The organism is Rhodococcus sp. IEGM 1306 (assembly GCF_036541985.1).
In the GTDB taxonomy this organism is placed as follows: domain Bacteria; phylum Actinomycetota; class Actinomycetes; order Mycobacteriales; family Mycobacteriaceae; genus Rhodococcus_F; species Rhodococcus_F qingshengii.
The window spans coordinates 37,122-48,375 of the sequence record NZ_JAZHFF010000014.1; the positions used below are offsets into that span (position 1 = coordinate 37,122).

Below are 11,254 nucleotides of genomic sequence, written 5' to 3' on the forward strand. Positions count from 1 at the left end.
GCGAGTAGAACGGACTTCGATCACGGGTGTGATCGCAAACTCTGAGTTGTCGAACAGTCGGCACACAGGCCCCAGTAAATGACCTCGGCTTCATCGAGGACGAAGCCGTTGCGCGCCGACGGCGTCAAACACGGTGCCTCTCCGACTGCGCAGTCGACATCGGCAACGACCCCGCAGGACCGGCAGACGACGTGATGGTGGTTGTCGCCGACGCGGGATTCGTACAGCGCCACCGATCCGGACGGTTGGATCCGCCGTATCAGCCCGGCGTCGGTGAGAGCGTGCAACACGTCGTAGACCGCCTGCCGAGATACCCCCGGCAGAACTGCCCGCACAGCATCGAAAATCGTCTCGGTGGCTGCATGTGGGCGTGCATGCACAACCTCGAGCACCGTGACTCTGGGACGAGTCACGCGAAGCTCAGCGTTACGCAGTTGGGCTGCATAATCCGGCGTCGAAGGCACCTTTCCACTATTGCGCAATCTTCTGGACTGAACCCAGACTTTCGCGAAAATCATCGCTGACAGGGCCCTCCCGACCGATTCGTCCGTGCTAGGAGTGAGCCGGATTCCTCGCTTTTTCTGGCACCCCCACAGCGTCTTCAGGCGTGTTGCGCGTCGGCGCGTCCTGCTGCGTGGTTCCACAAACGACGACAATCTCCCCTTCGTCCAACTACCGTGAAAGAGAGAATCCGCCGAGGTCAGGAGTCATCGTGCCCAAACTGGAGATCAAGAGGAAGTCAGAACTCTCACGGCAGGAAGTCGCCGACCGACTCATCGCCCTCGGCCAAGCCCTCGCCAGCGGATCCGAAGTGGAGCTGGGGTCGGGTGGGGACTCGATCGAAATCAGTGTTCCGGAACAGGTTCGGTGGGAACTCGAGATCGAAGTCGACGGCAACGAAGTCGAGATAGAAATCGAGATTCACTGGCGCGACGACCCTCAGGAAGAATCAGAAGTGAAGTCTCCGACGCCCGCCAAAGCAGTTCGTCGCAGCCGACCGCGCAAGAGCACTGCGAAGTAACTCGTCGCGAACACGGTTGTCAGGTGGTTACGGAGACGCCGACACCTCGAGAGACACAACGCGCAGCAGTGCTCGGAGATCACTTTCGATCCGTCGAAACAGTTGATACACAACGATGAATCCGGCGATCCCGCCCAGACACAACGCACGAACTGTTGCGTTGAGCTCCTCGCCGGCCCCGGAACCGACAAAACTGAGCCCCGCGATTCCCACCAGTGGAACCGATGCCGCCACCGCGAGGTAACGCGTGCTGCTCCGACCCAGCGAGCGAATATCGCGTCCGTCGTCGCTCCGTAACTCCCCGTGTGACAACAAGATCGGATACAGACATCGAACCGAGTAATACGTCAGGATGAAGAACGGATACGCGACTGCGACGGCGCCGCACACCGCCAGCGACGACATCAAGTGCACGTAGGCTCGCTGCGGAATTCCGCCGGCGGCAATCTGCAATGCAACCGGATATGCGATACCGGCCAGAACCCACAGACCGAATGCGATCACCACCGCGCGGTGTCCGACGTTCAGCGTCGCGGTACGCGCCTTGTTCAAAACCTCTGCGCTGTACGTCTGACCGTTGCGCAGTCCGTGAGGCACGGTGAGGGCGAGCCGACACCAATACAGGATCGCTGCGGCGCCGAGAGAGAACGCAGCCACCCCGATGACCAGATGAACCTGCTCGAGGTGCTGCTGGGCCTGCGGCGAGAGTCCCGAGATGATCAGCATCTTGTTGTAGTAGTAGTTGTAGCCCGCCGCCAGGAGATTCGGAATTCCGATCGCGGCCAGAAGAATCGGCAGTGCCCACTTCCACAGCGTCGACCGTGGGCTCCCTTCCGGTGGGTCCACCAGATTGCGGGCCGACCGGTCCAGGCACAGAGCGAACTGACGAGCCAGCTTTCGTCCGCCAGACCACCTTCCGTCTCGCTCGGGCGAGAGAGACTTCACCAGCACTCGGCGCAGCGCCGGCGGACAGTCGTCCGGTAACCGTGCCTCGGCCGCAGGATCCACTCCACGCCGGCGGGCCTCGAGCGCCTTCTTGGGCGACGGCGGGTTCTCTCCCGTGCCGTCGCCCAAGAAAGGCCTACTCCCGGTGAGGAGTTCCCACAGCATCACGCCGAGCGCATAGATGTCGCTACGGGTGTCGAGTGTGCCGGGCGCCCCCACAGAACAGGCCTCCAACTGCTCCGGAGACATGTAGGCAAGCGAGCCTCCGACAAAACATGCTGCATCCTCGGTGGACACCTCCTCGCTCGAACTGACGTTGAAGTCGGCGAGTTTGGGAATGCCTTCGACACTGAGAAGTACGTTCGCCGGCTTGATGTCCCGATGTAGTACGCCGTGCTCACGCGCGTATTCGAGGGCGTCGGCCAGTCTCATTCCCATCCAGGCCACGGTCTCCGGCCACGACATCGCCGCGATCTCGCTCCGTAAACTCGTCTCGCTCGGCTTCATCTCTCCCTTCTTCGCCAGGGTGTGATCGATGGCGTCGAGAAGTAGTTGTCCGGACCGCTGCGCCTGCGGTGTCACGCGGACAAGTTTGACCACGTCGAGCAGGGTCCCGCCTGGCACGTATTCCATGAACAGAACTCGCAGTGCACGTTCTTCGAGCAGTCGTTGGTCGAAGACGCGAACGATGTTGGGATGGTCGAGTTGGGCGAGAGTCTGCGGTTCGACCCCGACGTTGCGCGAGATCTTCAATGCGACCCACCGCTGCATCGAAAGTTGCCGAGCAAGGAACACTCGGGCAAACGCTCCGTGCCCGAGTTCCAACACCAGTTCGAAATCGTCGAGGTGCTGCCCGATCTCGAACTCGTCGAAACCCGAGAGTCCCAACATCATGACGTCTTCGCGTCCGGCCATCGAATCACGATCGAACAACCGCTCGAAACTCTCTGCCTGCAAGGGGAACTCGCTGAGATAGTCGGCTGCTACGACGTTCTCCCCACTCTGCTTCCGCAGCCGGAACTCCTCGTACAGGAGCTCGGCCGGAAGTGGTTCTTCGAGTAGTTCGGGATACTCGGCACAGTAGTCCGTGAGTCGTTTCGGGCGATCATTTTTCAGCCAGCGATACTCCATGTCGATCCCGACCAATTCGATCAACGCCGCCCGACGAATCTTGGCCGGATCGGGCAGATAGTCGCTCAAGTCGGACGGGGTTCGCCCCTCCTCCCAATCCCCGACAAGGCGCCCGAGGCCGTCGACACCGTTCTGTCGGTCACGCACCACCGGCGGTGCGGACGGGCGCAACCCGGTGACGGTGCCCCGTTCGGTCAGGGGCCCGCTCGCGATTGTCGCGTCAACGGCCTGCGCACCACGTTCATTCATGACACTTCTGTTCCGCACCTCGATCACGATGAATCGGGGTGACTCACTTCAGCGTAACCCCGGCGGTACCCCAGACCCCAGCGAAACTATTGGGGGTGAACCGGCAGATTCGTGCCGATACCGACAAGTACCTCGCGATCTTTGATCTTGACGCGATCACGCCCATACTTCACACCGAGATCACGTTCGGCGGCATCGATGCGAAGCCATCCGTCCCAATCGACGGACACGACGTTGCCGGCCCCGAGGAGCCTCGCGATCCCGCTTCGGTCTGCTCGCCGCTCGCCAACCGAATCCAGCTGGTACAGCATCGTTTCGACGGTCTGGCGAGCATCAGGCCGCGCCGCGCCGATCAGCCCGGCGGCACCTCGCTTCATCCACCCGGTCACGAACAAGCCCGCAACCGGTGAGCCGCTCTCGTCGACCACAGCGCCGCCCCGGTGCGCAACGGTGCCGCGCCCGTGATCGAAAGGCACCCCTGCAAGTGGCGTTCCGAGGAATCCGATTGCCCGGTACACAGCGTGAACCGGATAGTCGGTACAGGTGCCCGAAGCGGTGACGTGACCGTAGCCGTCCGGGACTGACCGCTCGACGCGGAGTGCTTCGACTTTCCCACTGCCGAGAATCTCCGTCGGCTGTCGGTAGAAGTGCAGGTGAACGCGGCGGTGAGAAGTCCGGTCGGCAGAAGGGTCCGCGAAAGTGCGGAGTGTCTCGACTGCCAGTCGGGTGTGCACCGACTGCTTTGCCATCCGCTCGATATGCCGGTCCGGTGCGACATCGGCAGCGTCGACGACGACATCGACGCCTGGCAGTTCACCGAGAGCGCGCAACTCGTTCGGGGAGAAGCGAGCGTCGGCTGGTCCGCGCCGGACAAAGATGTGCACTTCGCGAACACGACTGCCTGCCATCCCTTCCCGAACTTCGGCCGATACGTCCGTGGCCTGCAGCGATTGCGCCTCGGCGAGGAGCATTCGGGTGACATCGAGTGCGACGTTGCCACCTCCGATCACCGCAACCGATGCGGCGTTCAGCGGCCACTGCAGCGAACTGTCCGGGTGATCGTTGTACCAGGCGACAAACTCGGCGCTGCCGAAAGAACCTGGAAGCTCGACGCCGGGAATGTCGAGAAGCGCATCCCGCGGCGCACCCGTTGCAATGATCACGGCATCGTAGGAAGAGCGTAGGTCCTCGACGGAAAGGTCCTTGCCGATCTCGACGTTGCAGAACAACCGGAAGTCACTGGCGGCCAGCGTGGTGTGCAGAGACTGGACGAACTTTTCGGATTCGGGATGCCCCGGCGCGAGACCGTAGCGCACCAGTCCGTACGGCGTGGGTAGACGCTCGAACACGTCTGTCTTGGTGCCTGGTGCCAGTTCAGCAAGAGCGCCCGCGGCGTGGATTCCCGCCGGACCCGCCCCGACGATCGCAACACTGAGCGGTGGTGAGAAAAACCGGGGCGACGCAAGCGGGGGTACCTCTGAACCTCTCGCACTGATCATGCCCCGAGGCTAGGGGCTCAACTGCACTAGAGATCAAATTCGCTTTTCGGTAACACGAACACGCTTTCAGTAACACGCCGTTCAGTAGCCCTGCGCAGCCGGCTTGTGCTCGGTTGTGTAGCGGTAGAAGTCAGCTAGTTGGAGTTCGCCGGCAGCTGCCTCGTCGACAATGACGGTCACGTGTGGATGCAGCTGCAACACTGATGCCGGGCAGAATGCCGAGACCGGACCCTCGACCGCCGCCCGGACCGCGGGCGCTTTACGGGCGCCGTCCGCGATCAGAACGAGATGCCGTGCATCACTGATGGTTCCGAGCCCCTGCGTGATCACATGATGCGGCACGTCAGCCGGGTCAGCGAAGAACCGTGCGTTGTCGGCGCGGGTCCTCTCGGTCAAGGTCTTCACTCGGGTGCGCGAGGCGAGCGAGGAGGAGGGCTCGTTGAAACCGATGTGCCCGTTGAGGCCGATTCCGAGGATCTGCAGGTCGATGGGACCGTTTTCGGCAATGGCTGCGTCGTAGCGTCGGGCAGCTTCACCGGGATCGGCGGCTCCGCCGTCGGGGCTGAACACTCGCGCATTGTCGATGTCGAGATGATCCACGAGTTCCGTGCGGATGGTGTGCGCGTAGGACTGCGGCTGATCGGGCGTGAGACCTACGTACTCGTCGAGAAGATACGCACTCATCGCCGCGAACGACACTCCAGATTCTCGATGCCGCTTGATCAGCTCCCGATACGTATGCAGCGGTGACGATCCCGTCGCGAGGCCGAGCGTCCGCGCTCCGTTTTCGATGGCGCCGCACACGATATCGGCAGCGATTCGTCCGCCGTCTTCCGGACTGGGAACTATGACGATTTCCATTCAGACTTCCTCACTGCTTTTGCCGGCTCCGACGATGGCCTCACGTACCGAACCCGAGGCGCGGTCCAACAATTCGGCCGCTTCGGCGAAGTCGCATTCGGCCAACAACATGACGACCGCTGCCTTCACATGACCGTCGGCATTTTCGATGGTCTCCGCAGCGATCTCGGTATCCACTCCGGTGGCTGCCGCGACGATCCGGTTTGCACGATCGACCAGTTTGGCGTTGGTAGGCCGAAGGTCGACCATCAGGTTGTGAAACGCCTTGCCGGAACGGACCATGCTTGCCGTCGAAAGCATGTTGCACACCATCTTTTGTGCAGTCCCGGCCTTGAGCCTGGTCGATCCGGTGAGGATCTCGGGGCCGGTCTCCACTTCGATGGCCACTCCGGCGTGCGAACTCATTGCCGCATTTCGGTTGCACGAGACTGCCACTGTTGCGGCGCCGAGTGCGCGGGCATGGTCAAGTCCCCCGATGACGTAGGGAGTACGACCGCTGGCCGCCAAACCCACCACGACGTCCGTGGCGTTCAACGAAATTGCGTCGAGGTCGACCCCAGCCGCTCGCGGATCGTCTTCTGCACCCTCGACGGCGTTCAGAAACGCTCCCGGACCACCGGCGATGATGCCGATCACCTCGCCCGGATCTGTCCCGAAGGTCGGAGGGCATTCCACTGCGTCGAGAACCCCCAGACGGCCACTCGTCCCCGCTCCCAGGTAGATCAGTCGACCACCTCGCGCCCGTGCCGCGACGATCAAGTCGACTGCGGCTTCGATGGCAGGTAGTACCGCCGCGACCGCGTCGGCCACGATCGCGTCCTGTTGATTCATCACCGTCAGCAGATCCGACACCGACATGACGTCGAGATCGCGGGTGAGAGGGTTGGGTCTCTCGGTGGAGAGCATTTCCAAGTGCATTGTGGCGAGTCCTCCTCGATCAAGTTCCATTAGACGACTCCTCGTCGGATTCACAGCGACGACTCCTCGTCAGATTCACAGCGACGACTCCTCGTCAGTGCCGCTTCGAAGCAATGGCGTCATGGCTTCGTTGCAGAGCAGAGAGTGCGCTGGGCAGCGAGTGCGCCACCATCGCGAAAATTGTGTCCACTACCAACAGCTGGCCAGTTCGGCTTGCCATCGCAGCCGACCGGAAACCGAATTCTCTACCGGCAGTGAGCAGTACGTGGTCTGACTGCACGGCGAGCGTCGAACGCGCTCCACCAGTGATCGCAGCCGTCGATGCCCCGGTACGACGGGCAAGGGCGAGTGGTTCGACGACATCGGAAGTCTCACCTGAATGTGAGATCCCCACTGCGATGTCGTCCGGTCCGAGCAAGCTGGCGCTCACCATCGCCGCGTCTCGGTCGAGATGAACCCGGCAGTTGACGTCGATACGCGAAAGCTTCAATGTGAGGTCTTGCGCGACGATGCCTGACGCGCCGATACCGTACACCTCGACCCGGCGGGCGGATCGAATCCGGGAGACAACTTCTTCGAGCGCAGCAGGATCTGTCAATTGCGCCGTGCCCTTGAGTTGTTCGGACTCGAACTCGGCAAGCTTGGCCATCACCTCGCCGGCCGAGTCAGCAGCAACGATGTCCACACCGAGTGGGATCGTGTCGCCGGCGCTGGACCCGCTGATCGCCGCCAGCGCGAGACGAAGCTGTGGATAGCCCTCGAAGCCGAGCCTTTTGGCTGTGCGGACCACTGTCGCCGTGCTTGTCGACGCTCGGTCGGCGAGATCGTTGACCGTCAGCGTGGAGGCCAGGCTGGGGTCGGCTTCGATGATTTCCGCGATCCGCAGCTCGGCAGGCGAGAGGCTGCTCAACGACGCGCGAATACGGGCAAGCAGGTCGACGGACGCCGGAACACTCCGGTCCAAAGTCATAACGCCTCGATTCGCATCGTTTTCGGAGCTGACGGCACCGATGTGATTCTAGGCAGCCCACGGCTTCCCGGCGTCAAGGATCCGAGCACACTGGCGTGACGCGCACCGGTGCACGAAGCAATGCTGCCAGGCAATCCGTGTGCGGTGAGAAAGCCGAGTACCGCGAAAGCCAATGCTTCCTTGATGTCGGAGGTGACCCCGAGTTCGTCCGAGGAGACGAGCGCAATGTCGCCCAGTTCGTCGCGAAGCATCGCCATCAACGTCGGGTTTTTGGTACCACCACCTGATACCACCACTTCGGTCGCCGCAAGCCCTTTGACGGAATCGGCGACGGTTCGGGCGGTCAGTGCAGTCAGTGTCGCGACGATGTCGGCCAGGGACAAGGATTCGTAACCACGCAGAGCGGCGAGTAGATAATCTCGATGGAACAATTCCTTGCCGGTGCTCTTGGGAGCGGGCTGCGCGTAATACGGCTCGCTCAGTAGATGCGCGAGCAGATCGACGTTCGGGGTGCCTGCTGCACCCAGAGCACCACCGAGGTCGAACCACTGCTCCCCCGCCGTGAATTCGCTTACCGCAGCGTCGATCAGCGCATTGGCCGGGCCGGTGTCGAAAGCAATCGGTTCAGCGGCACCGTCTGCCGTCGACGTCGGGGCGCCACCTGGAGCAGTGACGTTCGCGATGCCACCGAGATTGAGCGCGACGGAGCCCGAAGTTCTTCCGTTGAGCCACAATACGTCGAAGGCGCTGACAAGTGGTGCGCCCTGACCACCCGTCGCCACGTCACGAGAGCGCAGATCCGACACGACTGTGCACCCGGTCTCCTCGGCTATCCAGGCCGGCTGCCCGAGTTGAAGAGTGCCCCTCACTTGCGATCCTTCGACCCAGTGGAACATCGTCTGACCATGTGAGGAGATCAATTCCGCACTGCCACCGCACAGTTCCGCGTTCGCCCGTGCGGCCACCGCCGCGAATGCCTGTCCGATCTCGGTATCGAGTTGGCAGATCTGACCGACAGTGGTGGACGCAGGCGGTACCGCAGCAGCCACCGCTGCCCGCAACTCACCGGAATATGGTTCGCTGACCATCCCCAGTGGGGTCAGCACAAGAGTGTCCCCGTCGATCCGGATGTCTGCTGCGGCAGCATCGATAGCGTCGTACGAAGTACCGGACATCAGGCCGATGACTCTCATGAAATATCCCTTACTCGGATTGTTTCGGCATTCGGGAAAGCTGCGGTCAGTCGACGAGTGCCCGCTTGTGGGCATTACCTCGCAAGGTACTCAAGGCGATCGCGCTGACGGCGCATGTCGCCATCACGAAGTAGGCCGGAATATCGAGGTTGGAAGTTTCCTTGATCAACCACGTGATGATCAGACCGGCACAGCCCGAAAAGACTGCGTTGGACAGGGAGTACGCGAGTCCCAATCCGGTGTACCGCACCGAGGTGGGAAACATCTCGGAGAGCATCGCAGGTCCGGGTCCGGCAACGAGTCCCACTGCGGCGCCGGCGGCAAAGACTGCAAATCCCTTGGCGGTCAGAGACGTCTGCTCGTTCTGCAGGACGTTGAGCAGCGGCAGAGCCAAGACCAGAATTATCACGGTGCCGGTGAGCATGACCGCGCGTCGTCCGATGCGATCGCTGAGTCCACCCGCGATCGGAATGGTCACCGCGAAGCCCGCATTGGCGAGCACGGAAGCAACAAGCGCCTGATGGAAGGTCGCGTTGAGCGAACTCTGAAGATAGGTAGGCATCACCACGAGGAAGGTGTAACCGGCAGCAGACCACCCCATCAACCGCCCGATTCCGAGCAGGATCGCTCTGGCAGTCTCCCCGACGGACGGTTGCACTATCGGCACCGCTGTTTCAGCTGTCGGTTCGGATTGGACCGATCGAGCACGCTCGAACGAGGGCGTTTCCTCGAGCCGGAGCCGGAGCCACAGGGCAACCAGACCCATCGGAAGTGCAAGGAGGAACGGGATGCGCCAGCCCCAGTCACTGAGCTGTCCCGAGTCGAGCACGGTGGCGAGGAGTGCCGCGATACCCGCACCGGCGAGCAGTCCGAGTGCGACGGTGAACGACTGCCACGAGCCGTACAGCCCACGTCGCCCGGGCGGAGCGAACTCGGTCATCACCGATACAGCACCACCGAACTCACCGCCCGCCGACAATCCCTGGAGGATTCGAAGGACCGTCAAGAGCAGCGGTGCCAGAATTCCGACGCTCTCGTAGGTGGGCAGCACGCCGATCAGAGTCGTCGCACCCGACATCAACAGAAGGACGATCACCAAGGTGGGGCGTCGGCCGATGCGGTCACCGAGTCGACCGAACAGTGCGGCACCCACTGGGCGGAAGAAGAACGCCAGCGCAAACGACGCATAGGTCTTGATCAGGCTTTCGAGGTCGCCGGAGCCGTCTGCGCTGAAGAAGTTCGACGCGATGATCGTCGCGAAGAACCCGTACACACCGAACTCGTACCACTCGATGAAATTTCCGACGGAGCCGGCGACGAGCGCCCTGCGCCGTTTGAGCTGCGCACCATCGTTCCGTGTCTGCACTGTGATGCCCATGCCGTCCTCCGTTGACGAAACCCGAATATGCAACAAAGTTTCATCTGAACGGAGTAGAAATGTCAAGAAGTTTCACAACTGGGTTTTTGTGGGTCCCGAATCCCTATGCACCTGCGAACGTGAATGCCTCCGCCCGTTCGAACCGATCAGTGGAGTCGCCGGAGTAGACGGTGCTCTCGTTCGGACCCAACCCGAGCTTTCGAACGGCAGTCCCTTCTCCGAGATCCATCGACGCCACGTCCACCCAGAAGGTATTCGGCGTCATCGCGGATTCGAAGAAATAAAGCGCACGTTTGTGGTCGACGACCGTGCGCCATCTGGTCGACGAGATGTTGGGCTCGTCGGGAGTCGAAATACCCAGGGGTACCGAAACATTCCGGATGACGCTGAAAGTGGATGCCAAGGCCGATCGAGGATCGTCCGTCTGCGGTATCGCATCCACGTAGAACGACGCCCGGGCGAATCTGTCAGCGGCACGGTTGGTTCCGGGCAGCATGACGGTTCCGTTGATCTGCTTCCAGTACTCGTTGACGGCGAGTTGCTGATCGAAGATGGGTGAATTGGTCATCACCTGGTACTCGCGGCTGTGGTGAATCGTCGGACGTCCACCGATGTACTCGATGATCGCGCTGTCTCCCCCAGCGTCCGAAAGCGACATGTGCAGCGTGGCGAGGCGGTCTTCGCCCGGAACGGCAGCGGTCACCACCGTGAACGGTTCCGACGACAGCACTTCGACCGCTTCCCGAACTGTCGCAAAGCTGTCCAGGACGTACTGCGCCCACGCCGCGATCGACAATCCCGGGCTCGAACCGTCGTACTTCGGATACTCGGACTCGACCAACCACAAGAGATTGGCCGACAACCCAGCCTCGTTGACGCCGTCGGTCGTGCACATGTCGTAGGCCGTCGCGACAACACTTCCGTATTTCGACGTCCACTGGATCGAGTTCGGACCCGCGCAACCCTCTCTGGTCATGCCGCGTGGGAACGCCCAGAGGTTCGTTCCGAGGTCGACCTTCCAATCCATCGATCGAGCCGTGATCACAGTGTCGTTGGGCCCCAGGTAGACCAAGCGTGTGCACATCGAGA

The 11,254-nt window shown here is 61.9% G+C and carries 10 protein-coding genes; 1 reads left to right on the plus strand and 9 read right to left on the minus strand.

Annotated elements, in window-relative coordinates; translation table 11 throughout:
- Positions 1-20: 20 nt before the first annotated feature.
- Positions 21-464: a Fur family transcriptional regulator gene (locus V3587_RS27370; RefSeq protein ID WP_095971947.1), complete on the minus strand. Its 444-nt coding sequence runs from the start codon at positions 462-464 to the stop codon at positions 21-23.
- A gap of 248 nt (positions 465-712) precedes the next feature.
- Between V3587_RS27370 and V3587_RS27375 the strand changes: the two genes are divergently transcribed.
- Positions 713-1,021 (plus strand): amphi-Trp domain-containing protein, encoded by a 309-nt coding sequence (locus V3587_RS27375; RefSeq protein WP_095971946.1) that lies wholly within the window; start codon positions 713-715, stop codon positions 1,019-1,021.
- 27 nt (positions 1,022-1,048) lie between these two features.
- Here the strand turns inward: V3587_RS27375 and V3587_RS27380 are convergent, their stop codons facing one another.
- The 8 genes from V3587_RS27380 to V3587_RS27415 form a co-directional block, all read right to left on the minus strand.
- Positions 1,049-3,346, minus strand: coding sequence for a serine/threonine-protein kinase (locus V3587_RS27380; protein WP_283377471.1), 2,298 nt, complete (start codon positions 3,344-3,346; stop codon positions 1,049-1,051).
- A gap of 86 nt (positions 3,347-3,432) precedes the next feature.
- The gene (locus V3587_RS27385; RefSeq protein ID WP_283377470.1) at positions 3,433-4,845 is read right to left on the minus strand and encodes an FAD-dependent oxidoreductase; all 1,413 of its coding nucleotides are present in this window, start codon (positions 4,843-4,845) and stop codon (positions 3,433-3,435) included.
- Positions 4,846-4,926: 81 nt separating this feature from the next.
- Positions 4,927-5,706 (minus strand): glucosamine-6-phosphate deaminase, encoded by a 780-nt coding sequence (gene nagB / locus V3587_RS27390; protein ID WP_283377469.1) that lies wholly within the window; start codon positions 5,704-5,706, stop codon positions 4,927-4,929.
- Entirely contained in the window at positions 5,707-6,624 is a 918-nt protein-coding gene (gene murQ / locus V3587_RS27395; protein WP_185564577.1) for an N-acetylmuramic acid 6-phosphate etherase, read from the minus strand. It lies immediately after the preceding gene.
- Between the two features lie 94 nt (positions 6,625-6,718).
- Complete coding sequence (locus V3587_RS27400; RefSeq protein WP_283377468.1) at positions 6,719-7,594, minus strand: MurR/RpiR family transcriptional regulator; 876 nt, start codon at positions 7,592-7,594, stop codon at positions 6,719-6,721.
- Positions 7,591-8,787: an anhydro-N-acetylmuramic acid kinase gene (locus V3587_RS27405; RefSeq protein ID WP_095971798.1), complete on the minus strand. Its 1,197-nt coding sequence runs from the start codon at positions 8,785-8,787 to the stop codon at positions 7,591-7,593. The genes V3587_RS27400 and V3587_RS27405 overlap by 4 nt, the downstream gene beginning before the upstream one ends.
- 46 nt (positions 8,788-8,833) lie before the next feature.
- Entirely contained in the window at positions 8,834-10,165 is a 1,332-nt protein-coding gene (locus tag V3587_RS27410) for an MFS transporter (protein WP_235171459.1), read from the minus strand.
- A gap of 103 nt (positions 10,166-10,268) precedes the next feature.
- Entirely contained in the window at positions 10,269-11,249 is a 981-nt protein-coding gene (locus V3587_RS27415) for a linear amide C-N hydrolase (RefSeq protein WP_283377467.1), read from the minus strand.
- Between the last annotated feature and the right edge of the window lie 5 nt (positions 11,250-11,254).

Coding starts and splice junctions, on each gene's coding strand:
- V3587_RS27380 (WP_283377471.1), bottom strand. CDS start 3,346: ATGAATGAACGTGGTGCGCAGGCCGTTGACGCGACAATCGCGAGCGGG.
- V3587_RS27385 (WP_283377470.1), bottom strand. CDS start 4,845: ATGATCAGTGCGAGAGGTTCAGAGGTACCCCCGCTTGCGTCGCCCCGG.
- nagB (WP_283377469.1), bottom strand. CDS start 5,706: ATGGAAATCGTCATAGTTCCCAGTCCGGAAGACGGCGGACGAATCGCT.
- murQ (WP_185564577.1), bottom strand. CDS start 6,624: ATGCACTTGGAAATGCTCTCCACCGAGAGACCCAACCCTCTCACCCGC.
- V3587_RS27400 (WP_283377468.1), bottom strand. CDS start 7,594: ATGACTTTGGACCGGAGTGTTCCGGCGTCCGTCGACCTGCTTGCCCGT.
- V3587_RS27405 (WP_095971798.1), bottom strand. CDS start 8,787: ATGAGAGTCATCGGCCTGATGTCCGGTACTTCGTACGACGCTATCGAT.
- V3587_RS27410 (WP_235171459.1), bottom strand. CDS start 10,165: ATGGGCATCACAGTGCAGACACGGAACGATGGTGCGCAGCTCAAACGG.
- V3587_RS27415 (WP_283377467.1), bottom strand. CDS start 11,249: ATGTGCACACGCTTGGTCTACCTGGGGCCCAACGACACTGTGATCACG.